The sequence below is a fragment of the Micromonospora coriariae genome, from assembly GCF_900091455.1.
GTDB classification, from domain to species: Bacteria; Actinomycetota; Actinomycetes; order Mycobacteriales; family Micromonosporaceae; genus Micromonospora; species Micromonospora coriariae.
Genome location: NZ_LT607412.1, coordinates 6,494,021 through 6,517,894, shown reverse-complemented (window position 1 = coordinate 6,517,894; position 23,874 = coordinate 6,494,021). Strand labels below are relative to the sequence as shown.

26 protein-coding genes are annotated in these 23,874 nt (G+C 74.3%); 9 read left to right on the top strand and 17 right to left on the bottom strand.

Annotation, left to right across the window (positions count from 1 at the left end; translation table 11 throughout):
• Nucleotides 1-309 precede the first annotated feature (309 nt).
• From GA0070607_RS30430 to GA0070607_RS30420, 3 genes are all read left to right on the top strand, one after another.
• Nucleotides 310-1,182: an SPFH domain-containing protein gene (locus GA0070607_RS30430; RefSeq protein ID WP_089021278.1), complete on the top strand. Its 873-nt coding sequence runs from the start codon at nt 310-312 to the stop codon at nt 1,180-1,182.
• 80 nt (nt 1,183-1,262) lie between these two features.
• Nucleotides 1,263-2,198 (top strand): mechanosensitive ion channel family protein, encoded by a 936-nt coding sequence (locus GA0070607_RS30425; RefSeq protein ID WP_089021277.1) that lies wholly within the window; start codon nt 1,263-1,265, stop codon nt 2,196-2,198.
• A 208-nt stretch (nt 2,199-2,406) separates the two neighbouring features.
• Nucleotides 2,407-3,702 carry an MFS transporter gene (locus tag GA0070607_RS30420; RefSeq protein ID WP_089021276.1) on the top strand — a complete coding sequence of 432 codons (1,296 nt, stop codon included), beginning with the start codon at nt 2,407-2,409 and terminating at the stop codon, nt 3,700-3,702.
• A gap of 56 nt (nt 3,703-3,758) precedes the next feature.
• Here GA0070607_RS30420 and GA0070607_RS30415 read toward each other — a convergent pair whose 3' ends face one another.
• The 7 genes from GA0070607_RS30415 to GA0070607_RS30385 form a co-directional block, all read right to left on the bottom strand.
• Nucleotides 3,759-4,145, bottom strand: a complete 387-nt coding sequence (locus GA0070607_RS30415; protein WP_089021275.1) for a VOC family protein — start codon at nt 4,143-4,145, stop codon at nt 3,759-3,761.
• Nucleotides 4,146-4,255: 110 nt separating this feature from the next.
• Complete coding sequence (locus tag GA0070607_RS30410; protein WP_089021274.1) at nt 4,256-4,675, bottom strand: YchJ family protein; 420 nt, start codon at nt 4,673-4,675, stop codon at nt 4,256-4,258.
• A 107-nt stretch (nt 4,676-4,782) separates the two neighbouring features.
• Nucleotides 4,783-5,889, bottom strand: coding sequence for an SGNH/GDSL hydrolase family protein (locus GA0070607_RS30405; RefSeq protein WP_231931220.1), 1,107 nt, complete (start codon nt 5,887-5,889; stop codon nt 4,783-4,785).
• Nucleotides 5,890-5,927: 38 nt separating this feature from the next.
• On the bottom strand, nt 5,928-7,034 hold the full coding sequence (locus tag GA0070607_RS30400; protein WP_089021273.1) for a magnesium and cobalt transport protein CorA: 1,107 nt from the start codon (nt 7,032-7,034) through the stop codon (nt 5,928-5,930).
• A gap of 106 nt (nt 7,035-7,140) precedes the next feature.
• Nucleotides 7,141-7,725, bottom strand: a complete 585-nt coding sequence (locus GA0070607_RS30395; protein ID WP_231930535.1) for a class F sortase — start codon at nt 7,723-7,725, stop codon at nt 7,141-7,143.
• Nucleotides 7,726-7,838: 113 nt separating this feature from the next.
• Nucleotides 7,839-8,324, bottom strand: a complete 486-nt coding sequence (locus GA0070607_RS30390) for a hypothetical protein (RefSeq protein WP_089021271.1) — start codon at nt 8,322-8,324, stop codon at nt 7,839-7,841.
• A 296-nt stretch (nt 8,325-8,620) separates the two neighbouring features.
• Nucleotides 8,621-9,457 (bottom strand): ArsR/SmtB family transcription factor, encoded by an 837-nt coding sequence (locus tag GA0070607_RS30385; protein WP_089021270.1) that lies wholly within the window; start codon nt 9,455-9,457, stop codon nt 8,621-8,623.
• Nucleotides 9,458-9,578: 121 nt separating this feature from the next.
• On the opposite strand from GA0070607_RS30385, the gene GA0070607_RS30380 reads away from it, so the two are divergent.
• Nucleotides 9,579-10,886, top strand: coding sequence for a lycopene cyclase family protein (locus GA0070607_RS30380; protein WP_408630857.1), 1,308 nt, complete (start codon nt 9,579-9,581; stop codon nt 10,884-10,886).
• A gap of 9 nt (nt 10,887-10,895) precedes the next feature.
• On the opposite strand, the gene GA0070607_RS30375 is transcribed toward GA0070607_RS30380, so the two are convergent.
• Nucleotides 10,896-12,002 carry a serine hydrolase domain-containing protein gene (locus GA0070607_RS30375; RefSeq protein WP_172899133.1) on the bottom strand — a complete coding sequence of 369 codons (1,107 nt, stop codon included), beginning with the start codon at nt 12,000-12,002 and terminating at the stop codon, nt 10,896-10,898.
• A 118-nt stretch (nt 12,003-12,120) separates the two neighbouring features.
• Here GA0070607_RS30375 and rnhA point away from each other — a divergent pair, with 118 nt between their 5' ends.
• Nucleotides 12,121-12,597 (top strand): ribonuclease HI, encoded by a 477-nt coding sequence (gene rnhA / locus GA0070607_RS30370; RefSeq protein ID WP_089021269.1) that lies wholly within the window; start codon nt 12,121-12,123, stop codon nt 12,595-12,597.
• Nucleotides 12,598-12,615: 18 nt separating this feature from the next.
• Here rnhA and GA0070607_RS30365 read toward each other — a convergent pair whose 3' ends face one another.
• The 4 genes from GA0070607_RS30365 to GA0070607_RS30350 form a co-directional block, all read right to left on the bottom strand.
• The gene (locus tag GA0070607_RS30365) at nt 12,616-12,852 is read right to left on the bottom strand and encodes a preprotein translocase YidC (protein WP_089021268.1); all 237 of its coding nucleotides are present in this window, start codon (nt 12,850-12,852) and stop codon (nt 12,616-12,618) included.
• A 189-nt stretch (nt 12,853-13,041) separates the two neighbouring features.
• Nucleotides 13,042-13,938, bottom strand: coding sequence for a pentapeptide repeat-containing protein (locus tag GA0070607_RS30360; RefSeq protein WP_089021267.1), 897 nt, complete (start codon nt 13,936-13,938; stop codon nt 13,042-13,044).
• Between the two features lie 74 nt (nt 13,939-14,012).
• Nucleotides 14,013-14,210 (bottom strand): hypothetical protein, encoded by a 198-nt coding sequence (locus tag GA0070607_RS30355; RefSeq protein ID WP_089021266.1) that lies wholly within the window; start codon nt 14,208-14,210, stop codon nt 14,013-14,015.
• A gap of 25 nt (nt 14,211-14,235) precedes the next feature.
• Nucleotides 14,236-15,042, bottom strand: a complete 807-nt coding sequence (locus GA0070607_RS30350; RefSeq protein WP_089021265.1) for an SDR family oxidoreductase — start codon at nt 15,040-15,042, stop codon at nt 14,236-14,238.
• Between the two features lie 71 nt (nt 15,043-15,113).
• On the opposite strand from GA0070607_RS30350, the gene GA0070607_RS30345 reads away from it, so the two are divergent.
• Nucleotides 15,114-16,532, top strand: a complete 1,419-nt coding sequence (locus GA0070607_RS30345; protein WP_089021264.1) for an RtcB family protein — start codon at nt 15,114-15,116, stop codon at nt 16,530-16,532.
• 38 nt (nt 16,533-16,570) lie between these two features.
• Here the strand turns inward: GA0070607_RS30345 and GA0070607_RS30340 are convergent, their stop codons facing one another.
• The gene (locus tag GA0070607_RS30340; RefSeq protein ID WP_231930530.1) at nt 16,571-16,999 is read right to left on the bottom strand and encodes an archease; all 429 of its coding nucleotides are present in this window, start codon (nt 16,997-16,999) and stop codon (nt 16,571-16,573) included.
• A gap of 86 nt (nt 17,000-17,085) precedes the next feature.
• Between GA0070607_RS30340 and GA0070607_RS30335 the strand changes: the two genes are divergently transcribed.
• Nucleotides 17,086-17,688, top strand: a complete 603-nt coding sequence (locus GA0070607_RS30335; protein ID WP_089022200.1) for an MBL fold metallo-hydrolase — start codon at nt 17,086-17,088, stop codon at nt 17,686-17,688.
• Here the strand turns inward: GA0070607_RS30335 and GA0070607_RS30330 are convergent.
• Nucleotides 17,655-18,401 (bottom strand): B3/B4 domain-containing protein, encoded by a 747-nt coding sequence (locus tag GA0070607_RS30330; RefSeq protein WP_089021262.1) that lies wholly within the window; start codon nt 18,399-18,401, stop codon nt 17,655-17,657. The two genes, GA0070607_RS30335 and GA0070607_RS30330, sit on opposite strands and share 34 nt — an antisense overlap.
• Nucleotides 18,402-18,409: 8 nt before the next feature.
• A complete protein-coding gene (locus GA0070607_RS30325; protein ID WP_089021261.1) occupies nt 18,410-19,021 on the bottom strand; it encodes a LysE family translocator in 612 nt (203 codons plus the stop codon).
• Nucleotides 19,022-19,083: 62 nt separating this feature from the next.
• Here GA0070607_RS30325 and pdxR point away from each other — a divergent pair, with 62 nt between their 5' ends.
• The gene (pdxR, locus tag GA0070607_RS30320; protein WP_172899132.1) at nt 19,084-20,565 is read left to right on the top strand and encodes a MocR-like pyridoxine biosynthesis transcription factor PdxR; all 1,482 of its coding nucleotides are present in this window, start codon (nt 19,084-19,086) and stop codon (nt 20,563-20,565) included.
• A 162-nt stretch (nt 20,566-20,727) separates the two neighbouring features.
• Nucleotides 20,728-21,759, top strand: a complete 1,032-nt coding sequence (locus tag GA0070607_RS30315) for an extracellular catalytic domain type 2 short-chain-length polyhydroxyalkanoate depolymerase (protein WP_089021260.1) — start codon at nt 20,728-20,730, stop codon at nt 21,757-21,759.
• Between the two features lie 33 nt (nt 21,760-21,792).
• Here GA0070607_RS30315 and GA0070607_RS30310 read toward each other — a convergent pair whose 3' ends face one another.
• Nucleotides 21,793-23,214: a DUF6297 family protein gene (locus GA0070607_RS30310; protein ID WP_089021259.1), complete on the bottom strand. Its 1,422-nt coding sequence runs from the start codon at nt 23,212-23,214 to the stop codon at nt 21,793-21,795.
• A complete protein-coding gene (locus tag GA0070607_RS30305; RefSeq protein ID WP_231930527.1) occupies nt 23,211-23,828 on the bottom strand; it encodes an ABC transporter ATP-binding protein in 618 nt (205 codons plus the stop codon). The genes GA0070607_RS30310 and GA0070607_RS30305 overlap by 4 nt, the downstream gene beginning before the upstream one ends.
• Nucleotides 23,829-23,874 lie beyond the last annotated feature (46 nt).

Here is a 23,874-nt window from a genome sequence, read left to right as displayed (position 1 = left end):
GAGCCGTCATCGTAGGGAGCGCACCCCCCGCTCCGACGACGGCCAATGAGAAGTACCTGGCCCACGGCCGAGCTCAGTCGGTTGATGCTCCGCGCTCGGTTCTCGCCAGCGGTGATCAGGCCGGCCTCATAGGCGCAGCTCACCGCCTGGGCGCTCTCGGAGGCCGAGCTTGGTCAGCACGTTGCTGACGTGGTCGCGGCGCACGTCCTTGAGCAGGGCTCCGGTGTTGCGATCGGGGCGGCATGGCGGGGATCGGAACGGGTACCCGGCGCTCCGGGAGGCGGGCGCCTCCGGGGGAGCGCGGATGTCATGGGAGCTGTCGTCGGCCTGGTCGCCGTGGCCGTGGTCGTGGTGCTGGCGTTGTCGCTCAGCGTCCGACTGGTGCAGCAGTACCAGCGCGGCATCGTGTTCCGGTTCGGCCGGGTCCTGGAGCGGGTCCGCCAGCCGGGCCTGCAACTGATCGTCCCGGTCGCCGACCGGATGGTGCGGGTCAGCATGCAGACCACCGTGATCGGCGTACCGCCGCAGGGCGCGATCACCCGGGACAACGTCACGCTCACCGTCGACGCGGTGGTCTACTACCGGGTGGTGGACCCGGTGAAGGCGCTGGTGAACGTGCACGACTACCCCTCGGCGGTGCTCCAGGTCGCCCAGACCGCGCTGCGCTCGGTGATCGGGCGGGCCGACCTGGACACCGTGCTGGGCGACCGGGAACGGGTCAACGCCGAGCTGAAGTCCGTCATCGACGCGCCCACCGAGAAGCCGTGGGGCCTGCTCATCGAGCGGGTGGAGGTCAAGGACGTCTCGCTGCCGGAAGGGATGAAGCGGTCGATGTCCCGGCAGGCCGAGGCCGAACGGGAACGGCGGGCCCGGGTGATCGCCGCGGACGGCGAGTTCCAGGCGTCGCGGCGCCTCGCCGACGCGTCGCGGGCGATGGAGGCCACCCCCGGCGCGTACCAACTGCGCCTGTTGCAGACGGTGGTGGACGTGGCCGCGGAGAAGAACAGCACGCTGGTCATGCCGTTCCCGGTCGAGCTGCTGCGCTTCTTCGACCAGTTGGCCCCGCACACCGCCGGGTCGGGTCGGCCGACGACAGCCGCCGTGCCCGATCTGGGGCCGGTGACGGAGCAGGTGGCCACCGCCGCCGAGCAGGACGACCCCGGGTCGGCGGCACCGGGTTGAGCCGCCGGCGTTTCCGCGCGTGTCGCCGGGGGTAGGTCCGGGGCCGACCGTCCCGGCTGCCCCGCATGGAGGAAAACCCGATGAGTGACAACGTCAGCGACGCGGTGGGCGACGCCCTCCGCTCGGTGATGCTCTTCCTGCCCAAGGCCGTCGCCTTCCTGGCGATCCTGGTGGCGGGATGGCTGATCGCCAAGGCCGTGCTGAAGATTGTCGAGAAGGTGCTGGAACGGGTGGGCTTCGACCGCGCCGTCGAGCGCGGCGGCGTCCGCCGGGCACTGAGCCGCTCCCGGTACGACGCCAGCGACATCGTGGCGAAGCTCGTCTACTACGCGGTGCTGCTGCTCACCCTCCAGCTCGCCTTCGGCATCTGGGGCCCGAACCCGATCTCCGACCTGATCGCCGCGGTGGTCTCGTGGTTGCCCCGCGCCTTCGTCGCGATCGTGATTGTCGTGGTCGCCGCCGCCATCGCCAGCGCCGTCAAGGACATCATCAGTGGCGCGCTCGGCGGGCTGTCGTACGGCCGGGTCCTGGCCGGCATCGCCTCGGTGTTCATCCTCGGCCTCGGTGTCATCGCCGCGCTGAACCAGATCGGCGTGGCCACCGCGGTCACCACTCCCGTGCTGATCGCCGTGCTGGCCACCGTCGGCGGCATCCTCGTCGTCGGGGTCGGCGGCGGCCTGATCCGTCCCATGCAGAGCCGCTGGGAGACCTGGCTGAGCCGTGCGGAGCAGGAGTCGCAGCTGATCGCCACGCACGCCCGCGCCTACCGGGCCGGCCGGCGGGACGCCGAGGCCGAAGTGGCTCGGCAGTCGACCGCCGGCACCGACCCGGAGGCCACGCAGGTGGTGCGTCCCTCAGTCGACCCGGACGCCACCCAGGTGGTCACGCGGCCGGCCGACCCGGACGCGACCCAGGTGGTCACCGCCGGCGCCGACCGCGCCGTGCCCGACCAGCGGGCCAGCGACGACAGCGAGACCACCACCGTCATTCCGCCGGTCGAGGAGAACCGTCGCTGACACCGCACCGGACGGCGGGGCGGGTCCGTGGAGGTCCCGCCCCGCGTCGCGTCGTCCGGCGCGCCGAAAGCGCTGGCCGGCGCCCCGAGGCGGGTCTAGCATCTCCGACATGACCTGGCGACATTGATCCAACGCCGTAGGCCGAATCCGTGGGCCACCGCGGGCACCGCACGTCCGGTGTCCGTCTCCACTCCCACGGGAAGGCCTCATGACCCGCATCGCCGCACGCGTGCCCGACCCGCCGGTCCGCCGGCTGACGACCACCCTCTACGGGTACGCGTTCCTCAGTGACCTCGTTCTGCTCTACCCGGTGTACGCGCTGCTCTTCGCCGACACCGGGCTGTCGGTGGGGCAGATCTCCTCGCTCTTCGTCATCTGGTCGGCCGCCGGCATCCTGTTCGAGGTGCCCTCCGGCGCCTGGGCCGACGCGGTGTCCCGCCGGCTGCTGCTGCGCCTCGCTCCGCTGGTGACCGCCGCCGCGTACGCCCTCTGGGTGCTGGTCCCGTCGTACCCGGCGTTCGCTGTCGGGTTCCTGCTCTGGGGTGCCGGTGGTGCGTTGGTCTCCGGCGCCCTGGAGGCTCTGGTCTGGACCGAACTGGATCGGCTCGGCGCGGCCGGCCGGTATCCCCGGGTGCTCGGCCGCGCCCGGACGGCGGGTGTCCTGGGGGTGCTGGTCTCCGGAGTGCTCGCCGGCCCGGTGCTCGCCGCCGGCGGCTACCCGGCGGTCGGCGCGGCCAGCGTGCTCGCCTGTCTGCTCGCCACCGTTGTCGCCGCCCGCTTCCCCGAGCACCGCAGGCCGCCAACCGCGCCCGCCGTGGCCGGGGAGCCCGACCTGACACCACCGTCCGGTGTGCACGACACCGATCCGGGTTGGTGGGACACGCTGCGGGCGGGGGTGGCGCAGGTCCGTACGCATCCGCCGGTACGGGCCACCGTGCTGCTGGTCGCGGTGGTGACGGCCGACTGGGGCGCCCTCGACGAGTACACCCCGTTGCTGGCCCTGGACACCGGCGTCGGGGCGCAGGTCGTGCCGCTGCTGCTCCTGCTGCTCTGGGCCGGGGTGACCACCGGCGGGCTGCTCGCGCCGGCGGGGGAGCGGCTGGGCGCGCTCGGCTACGCCGCCCTGCTGGTCGTCGTCGCCGGTGCGCTGGCCGGGGGAGCGCTCATCGCGCACCCGGCAGGGTTCGTGCTGCTCGCGGTGGCGTTCGGGGCCGCGCAGCTGGCCACCGTGCTGGCCGACGCGCGGCTTCAGGCGCGGATCACCGGGAGCAGCCGCGCCACCGTCACCTCGCTGGCCGGGATGGCCACCGACGTGCTGGTCATCGCGACCTACATCGGCTACGGCCTCGTCGCCACGGCGGCGGGCAACGCTGTGGCGTTCGCGGTGGCGGCCGGGCCGTACCTCATCGTGGCGCTGGTGTTGGTGGCCCACCGCAGGCGTCGTACGGCCAGCGTGGGCGCGCGCGGCGACGTCGCGGCGCTCGGCGCACCCGGCCCGGAGTGACCGGGGCGACGTGCGGCACGAGCCGGCGCGGTCGCACCGGTCGCCGGACCCCTGGGTCAAGCGTGCATGTGCAGGAACGACCACTGGTGGCCGTCGAGGTCCCGGAAGCCGCGCATGTACAGCCGGCCGTCGGTGGTCCCCGGCCCGAGCGACTCCCCGCCCGCCACCGCCGCCCGGTCGACCAGCTCGTCGACCTGCTCCCGGCTCTCGGCCGTCAGCCCCACGATGACCTCCCGGCTGGTCTGCGTGTCCGTCACGGCGACCCCGGTGTACTCCTCGAAGGCCGAGCGGAGGTGCAGCATCAGCCGGGTGCTGTCGGAGATGGTGAGCGCCAGGCTGTCCCCGTCCAGCTCGGCCTGCTCGCTGGTGAAGCCGAGCGACCGGTAGAACTCGGCGGCGGTCGTCAGGTCACGCACCGGAAGGTTGATGAACGTCATGGTCATCCGTGGTCTCCGTCCGACTCCGGCGGACCCGCCGCCACGCCGCTGACCGAGGTGCGGCGCAGAACTACGCCACAGTCATCCTACGACCGAACCGGCCGCCGGGGCGGTCGTCAGGACTGTTCGCCGTCGAGGTAGACCCACCGGCCGTTCTCCCGGGCGAACCGGCTGCGTTCGGTCATCGTGCCCGGGCGCCCCGCCTCCCGGTAATGGGCGTGGAAGGTCACCGTGCCGGCGGTGTCGAGCAGCCCGCCCCGCTCCGTCTCGACGATCTCCAGCCGGGTCCACCGCTGCCCGGGCTCCAGCTCCAGCCTCGCCGGGCGGGTCGAGGAGTGCCAGCTGCGCAGCAGGTAGCCGCTGTCGCCGAGGGCGAAGGCGCTGAACCGGGAGCGCATCAGCGCCTCGGCGGTCGGCGCCTGCGCCACGCCGCCGTGTACCGGTGCGCAGCAGTCGGCGTAGGCCGGACCGGAGCCACACGGGCAGGCCCGTCCCGTCGTCGCGTCCGCCCGCCGGCGCCCCGCACCCTTGCCCACCCCGCCATCCTGCCGCACCACCTGACGGCACCGGGCACCGACCGGAGCGGGGGCGTGTTTCAGACGTCAGCGCGTCGGTCGCAGCCCGCCGGCGGGGCGCCAAACGATCAGGCCCGGGTCGCCGGAGTAACCACGTAGGTCCTCGAAACCGGGTCCCCGCTGTGCGCAACACGATAATTTCTCGATATGGGCATCACCGGGGGCATCGCATGCTTCTTTCTGGTCGTCGTCATCGTGGCGGTCATCGCGCTCTGGGTGGTGCGGTACGGGCGCGGCCCAAAGGAGCCACCGCCACCATCGGACGTGCTGGATCCGCCGCAGCACCCGCGCGACCGCCGCTGACGCGGCGACCGGCGAAACCGGGGCTTTCGCCACGCTGACAGCCCGTGTCGTGATTCTCCAAGACCCTTCGCGCCGCTGTGGAGAAATTGGCGCCCACGCACAGAAGCTAGTCCACCGGCACCGGCAGCGGGACCGGCCGCTTCGCGACCCGGTCGTCGCCCGACGACTGCCCGCGCAGGTGCCGGGCCAGCCAGGGCAGCAGATGCCGTCGGGTCCACGCCAGCTCGGCGCCGAACACCTCGCCCCGCCGACGCCGGGGCGGCGGCGGCAGCGGCCGCGTCCATGAGTCGTCGAACCCGGGCAGACCCGCCGTGTACGCCAGCGCGGCGGCGATCCGCTCGTGCCCGGCGCTGTTGGCGTGCAGCCGGTCGTCGCTCCAGCCGGGGATCGGAGGAGACCGGGTGGACGCCCAGGTCGAGCAGGGTGGCGCCGGTCCGGGCGGTGGCGGCCCGCAGCGCCTCGTTGAGGGCGAGCATCCGACCCCGCAGCGGCCGGGCCAGCGGCATCACCGGCGCCGGGTCCGGCATCGTGAAGGTCAGCACCGTGGCGCCCTGCCCGACCAGCGCCCGCTGCATCGCCGCGACGTCCTCGGCGACCTGGTCGGCGTCGAACGAGGGTCGCAGCACGTCGTTCATGCCGGCGACCACGGTGGCCAGGTCGGGGGCCAGGTCGAGGGCGGGCTGGAGCTGCTCGGCGCGGATCCGCGCGGTGGTCCGGCCACGGATCGCCAGGTTCGCGTACTCCAGGCCACCCTGGGCGCGGGCCACCGCCAGGGCGAACCGGTCGGCCCAGCCCCGGTAGCCGCCAGCGCCGTCCGGGTCGTCGAGCCCCTCGGTGGTGCTGTCGCCGATCGCCACGTACCGATGCCACATCACGGCGCGAGGTTAGCGGACGGCGGTGGACGCGGGGCTCACAGCCAGCCCGAGCGGCGGAACAGCCGGTACAGGGCGAGGGCGGCCACCGCCATCAGGGTGAGCGCGCCGGCGTAGCCGTAGCGCCAGGCCAGCTCCGGCATGTGCGAGAAGTTCATGCCGTACACGCCGGCGATGCCGGTCTGGGTGGCCGCGATGGCCGCCCACGCCGCGATCTTGCGCATGTCGTTGTTCTGCTCCACGGCGAGCTGCGCCAGCCGGGACTGGACGATCGAGGTGAGCAGGTCGTCGTACGCGGCCACCCGGTCCACCGCCCGGCTCAACCGGCCGTCCATGTCGACGAACCAGCGGTGCAGTGCGCGCGGCGGCCCGTCCGGGCCCGGGTCGAGCAGCGTACGCAGGGGCGCCTGCAAGGGCAGCACCGCCCGCTTGAACTCCACCACCTCCCGCTTGAGCTGGTAGATGTGCTGGATGTCGGCGGAGCGGTCACGGGCGAACACGGACTCCTCGACGCGTTCCAGGTCCCGCTCCACGTGCCCGGCCACCTCCAGGTAGGAGTCGACCATCCGGGCGCAGACCGCGTACGCCACCGCCCACGGTCCCGCGGCCAGCAGCGCCGGTCGGCGTTCGATGTCGGCGCGGACGCTGCGCAGCGCCCCGGCGGCGCCGTGCCGCACGGTGATGGCGAACCGGTCACCCAGCAGCACCATCACGTCCCCGGTGTCGATCACCTCGGAGGTGTCGGTCAGCTCGTCGTGCTCCACGTACCCGGCGGTGCGCAGCACCAGCAGGGTGACCGGCCCGTGGCGCTGCACGGTCGGCCGGTGCCCGTCGGCGAGCGCCTGCTCGACGGTCAGCTCGTCGAGCCCGAAGGTCCGGCCCACCGCGGCGAGCACCGCCGGCCCGGGTTCGTGCAGGCCCAGCCAGACGAAGGCGTCGCGGCCGCGCCGGGCGTGGGCGTACGCGTCGGCGTAGTGCGGGCGGCCGGGCTCGCGCCGGCCGTTGACGTAGACGGCGCAGTCGACCACGGCGTCCGGGTTGGACCGGCGCGGAGCGGGCAACTGCTCCTCGACCCGACCGAGGAGCCGACGGGTCAGGGCGCGTACGCCTCGGCCGGCCCGGTCCCGTACGGATTGCTGGTCCACAGCGTGCCTCCCCGTCGCCGGCGCACCGCCTCACGATGCCCGCAGGGGATGGTGCCACCGCATTCTGCCGAGCAGGGTCCGGCTCCCGACAGCCGGGCGGGCCGGCTCAGGTCGTGCGGGTGGCGAAGACGACGATGTTGTCCACGTAGTTGCCGGTCCCGGCGTCGAACCGGCCGCCGCAGGTGATCAGGCGCAGCCCGGCGCTGTCCGCCGGGCCGTAGACCAGCGTGGTGGGGAAGTGTTCCTTGGGGTACGACCGCACGCCGTCCACGGTGAACGTCGTGACGCGCGCGTCGGCGCGGGTGATCCGGATCTCCTGGCCGGCGCGTAGCCGCCCGAGGTCGAAGAAGACGGCCGGGCCGGCCGGGGAGTCGACGTGTCCGACCAGGACGGCGTTGCCGGTCTCGCCCGGGCTGACGCCGTGCCGGTACCAGCCGGCGAGGGTCGGTCGGTCCAGTGGCGGCACCTCCAGCACCCCGGCGGCGTCCGCGCCGACCGGGACGACCTCGGCGCGTACGTCGATGGCGGGGATCTGGACCCGGACGGGCGCGGCGCGGGGCAGCGGCGCCAGGTCCGGCGCGGGGTGGGTGCGGGTCGGCGTGTCGGCCGGCGGCCGGGGCGGCCGCGGCGGGTCGGCGGTGACGCCGACGGTGATCAGCCCCAGGCCGCTCACGGCGAGCAGGGCGACCACGGCCGGTAGGGTCCGCCGTCTCCACACGTGCCGACCTCCGTACGGGATCGTCGGGGTGCCCGCGCCGTGACACGGCGCGGGCACCCGTCCTCAGGGATGGAGCTCGTCGCCGGTCAGGCGACGGCGGACACCGGACGGCGCCGGCGGAACAGGATCACCGCGCCGGCGAGGGCGGTGCCGAGCAGCGTGCCGCCGGCGGCGAGGGCACCGTTGTCGCGGTTGCCGCCGCCGGAGCCGGCGGGCGCGCCGCCGATCGGGGTCACGGTGAACGTGGCGCTGCCGGCCGAGCTGCCGTCGCCGCAGGTGGCCGCCACGGTGTACGTGCCCAGGGTGAACCCGGCGGTGAAGAGTTCGGCGCTGAGCCCGCCGCCGGCCGCGGCGGTGGTGGACCGGACGTTCTGGTCGCGGTTGGGGCCGGTGACGCGGAAGATGGCGTCGCCCGACTTCGGGTTGCAGGTCGTCGCGGTGAGCACGACGGTCCCACCGACCGGGGTGGTGGCTGGTGACACGGTGGTGTCGGCCAGTGCGGCGCCCGGCAGCAGGAGCGTGCCGAGGCCCACGCCGAGCGCTGCCGAACAGAGTGCTGTTGAGACCTTCATACGCGTCTTCCCTCACTTTTCGTCCGCTGACTGCGTGGGACGTCGTTCGGGTGGCCAACTCCGTGACTAGCACCGGTGTGCCCAACACTAGGTGTGTTGGGACCTCGATCCGGTGAAAATGAGAAATCCTCGTTGCCGTCACGTGTCCACCCGAAGGCGGGGAGAGCTGCGGAAAGGCCCGCACGGCCCGACCGGCACCGCTGATCCGATCGATGTCCGTCCGGCCGGGCTGTCACGCCTGGGTCGATGGCGAGGTATTGCCGGCGACGGCGGTAATGCACCACCCGAGAGGCGGCTCAGCCGGCCCGCTCCGCCGGGGCCGGCTCGGGCATCGGCTCGCCGGTCTCCACCAGCGTCTTGAGACTGGCCAGCAGCTCCGGCCAGCCTCCGCTGCCGTCGAGCTGGCCGCTGATCGCACGGTGCATCTCGCTGTCGGGGGAGAAGCCGTCGTGGATGACTGTCAACCGGACGGCCGACGGGCCGTGCGGCTCGATCTCGAAGGTCACGGTCGACCGGCGTTCGTCGAGCCGGGCGGCCAGCTCCTCGGCGGACCAACCGAAGTGCTCGGCGTGCTCCGGCTGGAAGCCGTGCCAACTGTAGGACAGGCGGCGGTGCGGCTCGGCGACCAGCACCCGCTGGCCGAGGTCGCGGGGCTCGGCGTCGGGCGCGTCCTGCCACAGCACCGGTGAGCCGACCTGCCAGTCCGACACCAGCGCGACCCCGCCCCAGTAGCGGCGGGTGAAACTCGGCTCGATGAGGGCGGCCCAGAGCCGCTGCGGCGTGGTGGTGATGTACGTGGTGTAGACGAAGGTGGGACTCTCCATGGGCTGGCGCTCCAATGCTGTGCTCAGGTCGGCGAGCGCCGCCGCCCGCTGATGGTCGTAGCGGCTGAGCCACCGGTCGGCGATGGCGGTGATCGGGGCGGCGTTGAGGTAGTGCAGCTTCTCGCGGCCGCGCCGCACTGTCGTGACGAGATGTGCCGCCTCCAGCACCGACAGGTGCTTGCTGACCGCCTGTCGGGTCGTCGCCAGCCCGTCACAGAGTTCCCGCAGGGTCTGGCCGTTGCGCTCGTTGAGCCGGTCGAGCAGTCGGCGGCGGCTGGGATCGGCCAGCGCCCGGAACGCCTCGTCCATGACCCTCCCCATGCGCAACCGTCTGGTTGCTCATGAACATAGGCAACCATATGGTTGCCTGTCAAACGCGTTGCTTGACCGCGGCGCGTCGAGTGGCGCGGCGCAGGACCCGGGCGGAGCGGTGTGGCAGCGTGGGGCGGTGACCGAATCCGCGCCGCTGGACGTCGACCTCGCGCTGCTCGGCGGCGGCGGCGCCGCGTCGCTGCTGCTCGCCGCGCTGGACCGGCACGGCGTCCACGACCTCCGGATCGCGGTGGTCGACCCGGTGCGCCGGCGCGGCCAGGACCGTACCTGGGCGTTCTGGGGCCACCCGGACGATGACCTGGACCCGCTGCTCAGCGCGAGCTGGCAGCAGGTCGAGGTGATCACGGCGGCGCGGCGACGGGTGCTGGACCTGGCCCCGCTGCGGTACGCCATGCTCCGCTCCGGCCCGGTCTACGACCGGGCTGCCGAGGCCGAGCGTCGCCTCGGCGCCACCCGGATCGTCGCGCCCGCCGGGACGGTCGTCGACGACGGCACCCGGGTGGTGGTGCGCACCGGCGGCGGGCCCACTGTGCGAGCCGGCTGGGTGCTCGACTCCCGTCCCCGACCACCGGCCCGACCTGGGCGCACCACCTGGTTGCAGCACTTCCGCGGGTGGTGGCTCGAAGCCGACCGGGCGGTGTTCGACCCGGCGCGGGCGGTGCTGATGGACTTTCGCACCCCGCAGCCGGCCCGGGGCGTCTCGTTCGGGTACGTGCTCCCGGTGAGCGATCGCTACGCCCTGGTCGAGTACACCGAGTTCTCGCCGGCGCTGCTCACCGATTCCGGGTACGACACGGCGCTGACCGGCTACCGGGACCTGCTCGGGCTCGATCCGGCCGGGCTTCGGGTGCGCGAGGTGGAGAACGGGGTGATCCCGATGACCGACGCGCCGTTCCCGGCCCGGCCCTCACCCCGGGTGGTCCGCCTCGGCACGGCCGGCGGCGCGACCCGCCCCTCCACCGGCTTCACCTTCTCCGCCATGTACCGCCAGGCCGACCAGGTGGCCCGTGCCCTCGCCGCCGGGCGGCCGCCGGTGCCCGCGCCGGCGTACCCGCGCCGGCACCGCTGGATGGACGCGGTCGCGCTGCGCGCGCTGGACCGGGGCGGTGTCGGTGGCCCGGACTTCTTCGACCGGCTCTTCGACCGCAACCCGGCCGAGCGGGTGCTGCGCTTCCTCGACGGCGTGACCACCCCCGCCGAGGAGGTCGCCGTGATGAACTCCACCCGGCTGCTGCCGATGATCGCGGCCACCGCCGGCGACGCGGCGGACCGGGTCCGCTACCGGCTGCGCCCGACCCGATCCGCCCCGGCCATCCCGGCAGCCGTGGTGGGCGTTTCGCCCGCGGGCGCGGCCGGCGATGCCGTGCCGGACGGCGCCGGGTCGGAGCGTGGCACGCCGCGCTGACCGGGCGGGTCAGCGCTGGGCGGTCACCGCGTCGCGGATCAGGACCCGCAGGTCCTCCATCGGGTCACCGTCGCCGGCCCCGAGCAGCGTCTTCGTCGCCGCGACCGTCAGCCCCAGCTCCGGATAGGCGTACGCCAGGCTGCCACCGCTGCCGGCCGCCCCGAACGACCCGTCGGAGTCCACCGCGTACCCGAGACCCCAGGTCGCCTCCTGCCCGAACACCCACTCCCGGCCCGGCCCGGCGGGCGTGGTGGCGGCGCGCAGCCGCGCCGGCGAGATCAGCCGGACGCCGTCCACCTCGCCGATCAGGGCGGCGAGCATCCGGGCCGCCGCGCGGGCGGTCATGGTGCCGGTGGCCGGCACGTCGGCGGTGAGGACGTCGGCGCGGCTGCCGATCTCCGCGCCGGGCCGGACGCCGGGCGGGGCGACCCGGTCGAAGTTCGGCAGGTTGGCGCTGGCGTAGTCGAACAGCGCCGACAGGTTGCGGTCCTCGACCCGGGCCAGCCGGCCCAGCTCGGCCGCGGGCACCCCGAGGTACAGCTCGCCTGGCACCCCGAGCGGGCCGGCCACGTCCTCGGCCAGGACCTGCGAGACGCGCCGGCCGGTCACCCGGCGGACCACCTCGCCGACCAGCCAGCCGAAGGTCCACGCGTGGTACGCCTTCACCGCGCCGGGCGGGGCGATCGGCTCGGCGTCGGCGACCATCTCGCACATCCGGTCCCAGTCGGTGAAGTCCTCCGGCGTCACGTCCGCCGGCAGGGCGGGTACGCCGGCGGTGTGGGTCAGCGCGTGCCGCAGGGTGACCCCGTCCTTGCCGTGCCGGGCGAACTCGGGCCACACCTCGGCGATCCGCAGGTCGTAGTCCAGCTCGCCGCGTTCGGCCAGCACCTGCACCACCGTCGCGGTGAGCGCCTTGCCCGTGGACACGCTCCAGACCGGGGTGTCGGCGGTCAGCGGCCGGCCGGTGGCCCGGTCGGCGGCCCCGACGTGCACCTCCAGGATCGGCTCGCCGTCGAGATACGCCGCGACCTGCACGCCGGACTCCCGCCCGGCGGCGATCAGTTCGTCAATCCGCTGCCGCACCTCGGCCCGCAGGCCGTCCCACTTTCCGCCCATGGCGATCGACTCTGGCAGACCGCGCCGGGATGGCGCGCGGGATTTTCGCCAGGCGTCGCCCGGCGTGGCGGCCCCCCGAGCGCGGGGCGCGGCGGCGCAGCCCGGTAGGTTGCTCGCCATGGTGGACGCGGCGGCCGGTAGGGGTGTGCAGATCTGGACCGACGGGGCCTGCAGCGGCAACCCCGGGCCGGGCGGTTGGGGCGCCCTGCTGCGTTACGGCGACCACGAGCGGGAGCTGTGCGGCGGCGAGGCCAGCCCGACCACCAACAACCGGATGGAGCTGATGGCGGCCATCCAGGCGCTGGAGAGCCTGAACCGGCCGGTCACCGTGGAGCTGCACACCGACAGCACGTACGTGCGCAACGGCATCACCAGCTGGCTGGCGTCCTGGAAGCGCAACGGCTGGCTGACCGCCGCGAAGCAGCCGGTGAAGAACGCCGACCTGTGGCAGCGGCTGGAGGCGGCCTGCGAGCGACACCAGGTCACCTGGCTGTGGGTCAAGGGGCACAACGGTCACCCGGAGAACGAGCGGGCCGACGGGCTGGCCAACAGGGGCATGACCGAGGCGCGGGCGGCCGCGCTGGCCAGCCGCTGACTCCGGGCTGAGCCCGCGTCAGCGGGTCGCGTCCGGATGCCCGGGCATGGTCGACCCGCCGCCGCTGCTGCCGGAGGAGCCCCCGGCGACACCCGAGTTGTCGTCCTCGGTCACGATGTCCGGTCGTACGTCGGTGCCGTCCGGCGGCGGGACCTCGGTGTCCGCCTCGACCTGCACCAACCGGGCCTGGCCGGCCTCGTCCTCGCTGTGCTGCGGGTCGCTCGGCTGCTCACCGTCGCGCTTTCGGAAACCCACGCCGTGCCCCCCGTCGGTGCCGTTCCGCGTCGGCGGTGGCTACCCGGCGTCGTCGCGGGCGAAACCTCGACCGCCGGCGCTGACCGCCGGCGTGTGGTCGCCGAGCCGACGGCGATGCCGAGCTGGCCGGCGGTCTGCGACCAGCCGTACGTCTCGGCGAGCCGGGCCGCTGCGGTGGGGTCGCTCCGCCTACCGACGCCGGCCGCGACGGGCGGGCGCCGCAGCCCGGTGCGGTCGGCGGACCGGCGTCAGCGCCAGCGCCGTCCAGTGCACCGGCCGGGTGAGGGTCGCCGGCAGCGCGGTGCGCACGTCACCGCGAGCGGCGTCCAGCTGTGCCTGGTGCAGGAAGAGGGTGGTGCGCAGGTCCGCGCCGCGCAGATCGGCGCCGCGCAGGTCGGCGCCCGTGACGTCGGCCAGGCCCAGGTCGACACCGCGCAGGTCGGCGCCGATCAGCAGCGCCCCGCGCAGGTTGGCCCGGCGCAGGTCCATCCCGCGCAGATCCGCCCCCAGCAACTGTGCGCCACGGCGATCGGGGCCGGCGGCCCCGCCCCGGGATCGGGCCGCGTCCCCGGCCCGCGAGAGCAGCGGATTGACCCGGTCGCGGTGCGCGGCCACGTCCACGGCGCGCAGCTGCGCCGGATCGCCCCCGGTGAGCGCCGCCGTCTCGGCGCGGGCACGCTCCAGCTCGACGCGCAGCTCGGCCGGTGGGTGCAGCGCCAACGCCTCGGTCAGGTACCAGAGCAGCTCGTGCAGCGGACGCAGCACGGTGAACGCCGCGGCCATGTCCGGCAGCGTCTCCGGCGCGTCCCGCCAGTCCCGCCCACCGAAGGTCACCTGGGCGACCTGCTGGCCGGCGCCGAAGCAGTCGAACACCGTGCAGCCGGGAAAGCCCCGCTCCCGCAGCTCGGTGTGGATGCCGCAGCGGTGGTCGGCACGCAGGTTGGCGCAGGGCTGACCGGCCGGCTTGTCGACGGCGAAGTCAGCCGACGCGGCGAAGGCGGGCACCACGCAGCACAGCCCGAAGCAGCGCCCACAGTCCGCGCGCAGCTGCGTCGGCTCGGGCGGGGAAGCGGGGCTGGGCGACACGCGGGAGGTCCTCCTGGTGATCGGGCACGGCAGCCACCATTGTCCCGCGCGCCGCCCCACCAGGCGGGTCGGGGTCACCGTCCGTGCGTGTCACCGGCCGCCGAGGAGCGGGGCGCGGGGGTACGCGGGCCGCCCGGCTGCTGCGGCGCCAAGCGGCGGATCGCCCGCTCCCCGTTGCCGGGCCCGTACAGCGTGACCGTCACCGACCAGTACCGTTCCAGGTCCAAGGTCGCCTGCTCGTGCTCCCACAGCTCCTCGAACCGGGCGTGCATGGACCGACCGCTTTCCCGCTGACGGTCAGACCGACCGCCAGTCGTCGGACGTCAGGCTGTTGGCCTGCGGGCCCATCAGCAGCATGCCACCGTCGACCGGCCAGGACGCCCCGGTGACGTAGCTGGCGGCGGGGGAGGCGAGCAGGGCGACCACGCCGGCGACCTCCCGGGCGTCGCCCGGCCGTCCCACAGGTACGCCGGGCCGCTCCTGGGTGAACGGGTCGACGTCCTCCTGGCCGGTCATCGGCGTGGCGATCTCACCCGGGGCGACCGCGTTGACGGTGATGCCGTCCGCGGCCAGTTCCTGTGCCATCACCCGGGTCAACAGCCCCAGCCCACCCTTGGCGGCGCAGTACGCGGCCGAGCCGACCCGGGGTGCGTGCTCGTGCACGCTGGTGATGTTGATGATCCGCCCGCCGGCCCCGGCGGCCCGCATCCGCCGGGCGGCGCGCTGCGCGCACAGGAACGGCGCGTCCAGGTCGACGGCGAGCACCTCTCGCCACTGCTCCCACCCGGTGTCGACGAACGGGGTCGAGGCGCCGGTCCCCGCGTTGTTGACCAACACCCCGATGCCGCCCAGCCGGTCGGCCAGCTCATCCACCACCGCCGCCGCCGCCGGCAGCCGGGTCAGGTCGACCTCGGCGACCTCGCAGCGCCGCCCGGTGGCGCGGACCTCGGTCGCGGTCCGCTCGGCGCCGTCCGGGTCGCCGTACCAGGTGATGCCGATCTCGAAGCCGGCCTGGGCAAGGGCGACCGCGCACGCCTTTCCGATGCCGGAGTCCGCGCCGGTGACGACCGCGATTCTCGGGTAGTTCTCGTATCGCTGGGGCATGCTCCCGCACTACCCGGACCGGCCGGGCCCCAATCGGGTGTACCAGGCGGCGCGGCGGGTAGCCGCCCGGCATGGAGCTGGTCCAGGAGTCGCCGTACCGGTTCCGGATCGACCGCGAGGCGCCGATGCGGGTGCCCGGGGTCGTGTTCGCCGTGCCGGAGCTGCTGCCCGAGGTCGGCGCCGACCGGTCGCTGGACCAGGTGGCGAACGTGGCCACCCTGCCCGGCATCGTCGAGGCGTCGTACGCCATGCCGGACGTGCACTGGGGTTACGGCTTCCCGATCGGCGGCGTCGCGGCCACCGACGTCGCCGCCGGCGGGGTGGTCTCGCCCGGCGGGGTGGGTTTCGACATCTCCTGCGGGGTCCGGCTGCTCACCGCCGAGCTGGACCGGGCGGAGCTTCCCCGGGTCATCGAGGCGCTGATGGACGGTCTGGACCCGGCCATCCCGCGCGGCATGGGCCGGGGCGCGGTGTGGCAGCTCGCGGACCGCGCCGAGCTGGACGCGGTGCTGCGCGGCGGTTCCCGGTACGCGGTCGAGCGGGGGCACGGGGTGCCCCGGGACCTGGCCCGCTGCGAGGACGACGGCGCGGTGACCGACGCCGATCCGGCGCAGGTCGGCGAGCGGGCCGTGCAGCGGGGGCAGGGCCAGGTCGGCAGCCTGGGCTCCGGCAACCATTTCCTCGAGGTGCAGGCCGTCGAGGAGGTGTACGACGAGCCGGTCGCGGCGGCTTTCGGGCTGCGCCCGGGACAGGTCTGCGTCATGATCCACTGTGGTTCCCGTGGGCTGGGCCACCAGATCTGCACCGACTACGTGCGGATCATGGAGGGGGTGATGCCCCGGCACGGCATCGAGGTGCCGGACCGGCAGTTGGCCTGCGCGCCTGTCGATTCGCCGGAGGGACGGGCCTACCTGGGCGCGATGGCCGCGGCGGCGAACTACGCCCGGGCCAACCGTCAACTGCTCACCGAGGCGGCCCGCCGGGTCTTCACCCGGGTCGCCGGGACCGATCTGGATCTGGTCTACGACGTGTCGCACAACCTCGCCAAGATCGAGGAACACGAGCGGGACGGCGGCACCCGACGGCTCTGCGTGCACCGCAAGGGCGCCACCCGGGCGCTGCCGCCCGATCACCCGGACCTCCCCGCCGACCTGCGCGACGTGGGGCAGCCGGTGCTGATTCCCGGCTCGATGGGCACGTCCTCGTACGTGCTCACCGGCGTCGCCGGCAATCCCGCCTTCGCGTCCACCTGTCACGGCGCCGGCCGTACCCGCAGCCGGGGCGAGGCCACCCGCGCCGCTCGGGGCCAGGACGTTCGGCGCGACCTGGCGGCGCGGGGCGTGGCGGTGCGCGGCGCGTCCCGCAAGGGGTTGGCCGAGGAGATGCCGGATGCGTACAAGGACGTGTCGGCGGTGGTGGAGGCGGCAAGCGGTGCCGGGCTGTGCCGGCTGGTCGCCCGGCTCACGTCGCTCGGCGTGGTCAAGGGCTGACCGCACCGGCTGACCGGCCGGTGCCCGCCGGTCGACGCTCAGACGTCCAGGGTCACTGCACACGACCAACCGGCGTCGTCCGGGCCGACGCGCAGCGCGTGCAGGGACACCGCCTTCGGCACCGCGCCGACCAGTTCCACAGCGTCGGTGCTTGTCGATCGCCAGCGCGCGGTCAGCCCGCCGTCCCCGGTCGGCCGCACGTCGCAGTCCAGCGGGAGGGTGCCCTCGGTGTCCAGCCGGAAGATCACCTCGTCCAGCAGGCCGACCAGCAGGTCCCCGTCGTCACCGGGCGGCAGTTGGAACTCGGTGTCCGCCTGCGGCCGGGCGCCGCTGAGGTCGGCGAACGTCTCGACCAGGGCGACGACCGCTTCGGCCAGACACCCCTCCCGGTCCGGCGCCCACGCCTCGATCCGTACGTCTGCGGTGTGCGGCACGCTCCGGTGCCCTCGTCGCGTCGAGCGCTGCATGCCCCCGATCATGCCGGCCGGTGGCCCACCCACCGCCCCGATCGGCCGGGACCACGGCCGCCCGGCCGGCGACGTACCGTCACCTGATGCGGATCACCCGGTTCACCCACTCCTGCGTCCGCGTCGAGCACGACGGCGGCGTGCTGGTCGTCGACCCCGGCACGTGGAGCGAACCGCGCGCCCTGGTCGGCGCGGACGCCGTCCTGGTCACCCACGAGCACACCGACCACGTGGACGTGCTGCGGCTCGCCGGCCTGGGCGTCCCGGTGTACGCCCCGGAGGGCGCTCAACTGCCCGACCTCGCCCCGCTGCCGGTGACCCGGGTCCACGCCGGGCAGCGCTTCACCGCGGCCGGCATCACGGTCACCGCCCACGGCGGCCGGCACGCCGCCATCCACGAAGGCCAGCCGGACTGTCCCAACCTCGGCTACCTGATCGGCGACGGGCTCTACCACCCGGGCGACTCGGTGCACGTGCCGGACGAGCCGGTGCGCACGCTGCTGGTCCCGGCGCAGGGGTCCTGGCTGCGCCTCGACGAGGCGATCCGCTTCGCCCGGGAGGTGGGCGCCGAACGGGCGTACCCGATCCACGACGCGCAGCTCAACGAGCGCGGCCTGGCCAGCGTCGCCGGCTGGTTCGCCGATACGATCCCCGGCTACCGCCACCTCGTCCCCGGCGACACCGCCTGACCTGACGCTTCACCGGCGGTCGTCACGTCGAAACGGGGTGCGGTGTCGGTGAGCACGGCGGCCCGCGTCGGTGCCGACCACCCCTCGGCCAGTTCCGCCACCAGTGCGGCGACCAGCCGGGTCACGTCCGCCTCGGCGCCGGGGTGCAGCGCCTCGGCGACGATCAGCACCGACGAGGTGCCCTCCCGCACGGCCGACCAGCCGCTCTGCCGGTTCGTCCAGCGCCGGGCGTGCGCCCGGCCGGCGGTGTCCACGAAGGTCACCTCGCCCGGGTCGGGATGCTCGGTCTCGCCGGCGAAGCTCAGGTACTCCTCGTCGCCGTGGGCGGGGCGGACCACCAGGTCGCCGTCGACCCGGTCCAGGTCGAGCACCGCGACCGGGATCGCGTACGCGGCCGAGACGGCGTTGCAGAGGTCCACCAGGGGGTGCAGCCGGGGCAGCTCGTCGTCCAGTCGGAGCCGGCGCAGCAGGGCCTCCGCGGCGCACCGGTACCGGGTGGGCCGCAGCCCCATCGCCGCGTACGCCCGCCGCCACGCCTGGATCTGCGGGAATCCGCTCTCGGCGCCACCGGCCAACCGTTCACGGGCGACGGCGGTGTACGCGGCGGTCCGCTGCGCCACGTCCGCCGTGGCGGTGATGCCGGTGGCCAGGACCACGCCGGCCACCAGGTCCGGGTACGCGGCGCGGAGCCGCGCGGAATGCTCGAAGTGCACGGGACTTCCTATCGTTCGGTGAGAGCGAGCGTCACGCCGAGCGCGACGAACGCGCCGGCGACGGACCGGCGCAGCCAGTCGGTGACCCTCGGCCGGGTCAGCACCCGGTCGCGCAGCCGGGCCGCGAAAATGCCGTAGCCGCTGAACACCACGAAGGTGAGCAGCATGAACACCGCCCCGGACGCGAGCATCGACCGCGTCGAGCCGGGCGCGGTGGTGTCCACGAACTGCGGCAGGAACGCGACGAAGAACAGCGTCGGCTTCGGGTTGAGCAGGTTGACCAGCACCCCGGAGATGATCACCCGGGCAGCCGAGCGGGGTGGCGTGCCGGGAGTCGCCGTGAAGGCGCTGCGGTCCCGCACGGTCGACCAGGCCAGGTAGAGCAGGTACCCGACGCCGAGGTACCGGACCACCTCGAACGCCGCCGCGCTCGCCTGCAACAGGGCTGCCAGACCGGTCATCGCCGCCAGCAGGTGCGGCACCACCCCCAGCGTGCAGGCGAACGCGGCCAGCACGCCGGCCCGGGCGCCCCGGGACAGGCCGGCGGACAGGGTGAAGAACACCCCGGTGCCCGGAGTGACCACCACGACCAGCGTGGTGACCAGGAACGGGATTGTCACGGTTGTCCTCCGATGCCCTCGGTGGTGCTGCCTGATCTCCACTCTGCTGCCAGGATGGTCCGGTGAGCAGGGCCAAACCGAGAGCGCCCGAGAGGTCCATAACGGCCGGCTCGGACTTCCTGCACCTGACCATCACTGACGCTCCGCCGGGTGGGCGGGCCGACTGGCTGGCCGCCCGGCTACGCCAGGCAATCGCCGACGGGCGGGTGCCGGTCGGCGGGCGGCTGCCCGCCACCCGGGTGCTCGCCGCCGACCTCGGTGTCTCCCGGGGCGTCGTCACCGAGGCGTACCAGCGGCTGACCGAGGAGGGGCATGTCACCGGTCGGGGTCGCGCCGGGACGGTGGTCGTCGCCGCCCCGGCCGCGCCCGCCACGCCGGCGCCCGCCCCGGCCGCCGCGTCGGCACCGGCCGCGCTCTTCCCTCCCGCTCCGGGCAGCGACATCTTCGACGCGGTACGCGCGGCGAGCGCGACCATCGACCTGACCCCCGGCGTGCCCGATCTGGCCGCCTTTCCGCGCGCGGACTGGCTGCGCGCCGAACGGACCGTGCTGCGCCACCTCGCCGCGGCCGACCTGGGCTACGGCGACCCGTGCGGCACTCCCGTGCTGCGCCGAGCCGTGGCCGCCTGGCTGGCCCGCAGCCGGGGCATCGCCGTCGACCCCGTCGAGGTGATCATCGTGGCGGGCGTGTCCCAGGCGCTCGGGCTGCTCGCCCAGGCACTCGGCATCGACCGGATCGCGGTCGAGGACCCCGGCTCCTTGGGCGTACGGCAGCACCTGAACAACTGGGGGATCCACACCCCGCCGATCGCGGTGGACGGCGCGGGGCTGCGCGTCGACGAGCTGGCCGCCAGCGGTGCGCCCGCGGTGATGCTCACCCCCGCGCACCAGTTCCCGACCGGCGTGGTGCTCGACGGCGACCGTCGGCGTCAGCTCCTCGACTGGGCCCGGGCCGGCGGCCTGATCATCGAGGACGACTACGACGCCGAGCACCGCTACGACCGGCCCCCGGTGCCGGCGCTGCGCGGCCTGCTGCCCGAGCAGGTCTGCTACGCCGGCAGCGTGTCCAAACTGCTCGCCCCGGCGCTGCGGGTCGGCTGGCTGCTCGTGCCGGCCCGCCACCGGGATGCGGTGGTGGCCGCCAAGCGCAACGCCGACCTGGGCAACGCGGTGCTACCGCAACTGGTGCTGGCGGAACTGATGACCTCCGGCGCGCTGGAGCGACAACTGCGGCTGCTGCGCCGCCGACACATCCGTCGCCGGGACGCGATGATCACCGCGTTGACCCGGCACCTGCCCGGCGCGACAGTGCACGGCGCGGCGGCCGGGCTGCACCTGATGATCACACTGGACTCCGAGCTGGCCGACACCGAGCTGGCCGCTGCGACATTGGCCCGTGGGGTGAAGACGCAGCCGTTGTCCTGGCACTGCCAGCGGCCACACCGGCCCGGTCTGGTGCTCGGCTACGCGGCGAACACCGCATCGGACATCGAGGAGGGCGTCGCCACGGTCGCCACCGCGCTCCGCCAGCTCCGTCAACCGTGATCACGTTGCCCGGTGGATCACCGGGCCGTGACCGCGGATGGGCGCGGGGAACACACCGTCTCCGCCCGACGTGTCGGTTGCGCTCATATCTGCTGTGCTCTATGTCACGATAGCGTCGGGCGCACGCCGACGCCCCCGCCGGCGCTCGCAAGGAGAGCGTCCATGACGACACCGCTGAAAGCCGCCACCGCCCTCGCCGCCGTCCTCCTGCTGATCCTCACCACCCCGGCGCCCGCCCAGGCCGCCAACCCGGCCACCAAGCCCCCGGTCTCCGGATCGCTGGGCACCTACAACGTGTCCGGCGTCTACGTCGCGGGCGTCTCCTCCGGCGCCTACCTCGCCACGCAACTGCACGTCGCCTACTCGTCCCGGATCCGCGGCGCGGCCGTCTTCGCCGCCGGACCGTACTACTGCGCCCAGAACAACGTCGCCCAGGCGCTCTACGGCTGCGGCGACAACCGGTACCCGACGAACCTGTCCGCCCTGCAGACGTACACCCGGACCTGGGCGTCCTACGGCTGGGTCGATCCGGTCGGCAACCTGTCAGGTGACCCGGTGTACGTCTTCCACGGCGGCAACGACACCACCGTCAAGAAGTCCGTCACCGACGACCTGGTCCGCTACTACCAGCACTTCGGGGCCAGCGTGCAGTACGACAGCGGCTCCGCCGCCGGCCACGGCTGGGTCACCCCGTACGGGACGCGGGGCTGCACCGCGACCACCTCTCCGTTCCTCAACGACTGCGGCACCGACCCGCAGAACGCCCTGCTCCGCAAACTGCTCGGTGGCGTGAACGCGCCGAACACCGGCCCGCTCGGCGGCACGCTCATCCGGTTCAGCCAGAACACGTTCGCGGTCAACGGCTGGGCCAACGGGCTGAGCATGGACGCCAACGGCTTCGCGTACGTCCCCTCGTCCTGCGCGGCCGGCCAGTCGTGCCGGCTGCTGGTGGCGCTGCACGGCTGCCTGCAGGGGTACGGCTCGGTGGGCACCGCCTTCGTCGACCGGGCGAACCTGAACCAGTACGCCGACACCAACAACCTGATCGTCCTCTACCCCCAGGCGAGCACCGCCGGCACCAACCCGAACGGCTGCTGGGACTGGTGGGGCTACCTCGGCGCGACCAACTACCCGATCAAGGGCGGCGCCCAGGTGGAGACCGTCATGAACATGATCCGCCGCCTGGACGGCTGACGGTCCGGGGCTGACCGGGCGGGTCCCGCCCGGTCAGCCCACGAGCAGGCGGACCAGGACCAGCACGGCGAGCAGCGCCGGCCCGCGCGCGCCCTGGCGCAGCAGGTCCACCGGGATCATCCCGAACGGCGTGTTCACCGTCGCGCCGCCGTAGTCGATCGCCGGTCGGGTGGCGGCCCGCCAGGCGGCGGCCACCACCCCGAGCGCCAGCGTCGGCGCCAGCCACGGCGGCCCACCGTCGACGGTCGGCAGGGTCAACAGCCACCACAGGCCCGCGCCGACCGCCGGCACGACCACGTGGATCCCGCGCAGCGCCGCGTCACTGCCACCGAGCGCCCGACGCAACCCGGGTGACCGGCTGACCGACCGCAGGCCGCCGGTCAACCGGGAGGCGGCGAGGTAGCCGAACACCACCTGCGCGGCACCGGCCAGCCCGGGCAGGGCGAGCGCGGCGGCGTACTGGACCCCGATCAGCGCCGCCCAGATCAGCAGGGCGCTGGGGTGGCGGCCCAGCCGGCGCACGTCGGCCTGGAGCAGCGCCCACCAGGCGGGGCCGGGCAGGAAGCGCCTGCTGCGCACCCGGCCGATCCGGCGCCAGCGCCGGCTCTCCACCAGGCCGGTGAGCAGGCTCGGGTCGAGCAGGATCGTGGCCGTGGCGGCGGCGTTGGCGAACTGCGCGCCGGTGGTCAGGGTGGCCCGGTCCACCCGGGGCAGCGCGCGGACCGCCAGGACGGCGGCGACGACCGCGAGGGGCGCCCCGACGGCCACCAGGGCGGCGGTCGGCGTCGCCGCCGGCCGGGGCAGCCCGTCGCCGAGACGACCGACGAGCACCACCAGCCCCGTGATGACGGCGGCCGCCAGCATCGGCGCCGCCCCCGCCATGGCCGGCCACCGCCGGCCCGTCCGGCTGCCCTGGGCGACGACGCTCAGCGCCAGCGCGGCCGCCCCCCACCCCGCGCCGGCCGCCGCCGCCCAGCCCAGCGCGGTCGGGTCGCTGACGCCGCCGAGCGCCGCCACGGCCACCCCGAGCAGCGCGGTGCCGACCGCCGCGGCCGTCAGCAGCACACCGAGGCGCGGCGCCAGCCAGGCCCGGCGGTCGACAGGCGCGCTGGTCACCCAGCTCTGCGTCGCCGGGGTGACCAGGAGCGGACCGAGCGCGCGCAGGCCGCGCCAGGCGAGCCCGGCACCGGCCAGCAGCGCGGCGACCGCCAGCCACCAGCGCACCCCCGGGTCGGCCCGGCCGACGGTGGGGGAGTTCAACATGTCGCGGCTGGCGCTGATCGCGAACCAGCCGTACATACCCACGAAGAGGACCATGACGTACGCGTCGCCCAGCACGTCACCGAGGGAGTGGTCGTGATGCCGGCGGCGGGCCCGGCGCAGGTGCGTACGCACCTGCCGGGCGGTGGGCACACCCGCCGGCGCGTCGGCGACGGTCACCGGTGGGGCGGTCACCGGCCGATCTCGATGCGCTCGTCGACCACCGCGTCGATCAGCTCCGGGTCGTGCGAGGCGAGCAGCACGGCGGTGCCCGCGTCCCGTTCCCGGCGCAGCCGGTCGGCCAGCCACTGCCGGCCCCGGACGTCCAACCGCTGCTCCGGCTCGTCCAGGATCAGCACCCGGCGGGGGCGCACGAAGCAGGACGCCAGCGCCAGCCGGCGGCGCTGCCCGCTGGACAGGGTCACCGGCAGTTGATCGCGGGCCGGTTCCAGGCCCAGCTCGGCGAGCACCTCCTCGACCGGCTCGGCGTTGCCGCCGTGCGCGTACGCGACCAGCTCCAGGTGCTCGACCACGGACAGGTCGGGGAAGAAGTCGATGTCGTCCAGGGCGGCCGCCACCAGCGCCCGCACCTGGGGATCGGTCTCATCGGCCCGGCGACCCTGCACCAGCACCTCGCCCGCGTCCGGCCGGTCGGCGCCGACCACGCAGCGCAGCAGCGTGGTCTTGCCGCTGCCGTTGGGGCCCAGCACCACCGCGATCCGGCCCGCCTGGAGCGTGAAACTCACGTCGTCGAGCACGACCAGGTTGCCGAAGTTGCGGCTGAGTCCCCGCACCGAGAGCGTATCCACGATCACACACTCTCCCAGACCCCTTCAACCGGCCAACCTGAGCGAC

Excerpts from the sequence above, each read along its gene's own strand:
- GA0070607_RS30430 (WP_089021278.1), top strand. The coding sequence starts at position 310 with ATGGGAGCTGTCGTCGGCCTGGTCGCCGTGGCCGTGGTCGTGGTGCTG.
- GA0070607_RS30425 (WP_089021277.1), top strand. The coding sequence starts at position 1,263 with ATGAGTGACAACGTCAGCGACGCGGTGGGCGACGCCCTCCGCTCGGTG.
- GA0070607_RS30420 (WP_089021276.1), top strand. The coding sequence starts at position 2,407 with ATGACCCGCATCGCCGCACGCGTGCCCGACCCGCCGGTCCGCCGGCTG.
- GA0070607_RS30415 (WP_089021275.1), bottom strand. The coding sequence starts at position 4,145 with ATGACCATGACGTTCATCAACCTTCCGGTGCGTGACCTGACGACCGCC.
- GA0070607_RS30405 (WP_231931220.1), bottom strand. The coding sequence starts at position 5,889 with ATGTGGCATCGGTACGTGGCGATCGGCGACAGCACCACCGAGGGGCTC.
- GA0070607_RS30390 (WP_089021271.1), bottom strand. The coding sequence starts at position 8,324 with ATGAAGGTCTCAACAGCACTCTGTTCGGCAGCGCTCGGCGTGGGCCTC.
- GA0070607_RS30385 (WP_089021270.1), bottom strand. The coding sequence starts at position 9,457 with ATGGACGAGGCGTTCCGGGCGCTGGCCGATCCCAGCCGCCGCCGACTG.
- GA0070607_RS30375 (WP_172899133.1), bottom strand. The coding sequence starts at position 12,002 with ATGGGCGGAAAGTGGGACGGCCTGCGGGCCGAGGTGCGGCAGCGGATT.
- rnhA (WP_089021269.1), top strand. The coding sequence starts at position 12,121 with ATGGTGGACGCGGCGGCCGGTAGGGGTGTGCAGATCTGGACCGACGGG.
- GA0070607_RS30355 (WP_089021266.1), bottom strand. The coding sequence starts at position 14,210 with ATGCACGCCCGGTTCGAGGAGCTGTGGGAGCACGAGCAGGCGACCTTG.
- GA0070607_RS30350 (WP_089021265.1), bottom strand. The coding sequence starts at position 15,042 with ATGCCCCAGCGATACGAGAACTACCCGAGAATCGCGGTCGTCACCGGC.
- GA0070607_RS30345 (WP_089021264.1), top strand. The coding sequence starts at position 15,114 with ATGGAGCTGGTCCAGGAGTCGCCGTACCGGTTCCGGATCGACCGCGAG.
- GA0070607_RS30340 (WP_231930530.1), bottom strand. The coding sequence starts at position 16,999 with ATGCAGCGCTCGACGCGACGAGGGCACCGGAGCGTGCCGCACACCGCA.
- GA0070607_RS30335 (WP_089022200.1), top strand. The coding sequence starts at position 17,086 with ATGCGGATCACCCGGTTCACCCACTCCTGCGTCCGCGTCGAGCACGAC.
- GA0070607_RS30315 (WP_089021260.1), top strand. The coding sequence starts at position 20,728 with ATGACGACACCGCTGAAAGCCGCCACCGCCCTCGCCGCCGTCCTCCTG.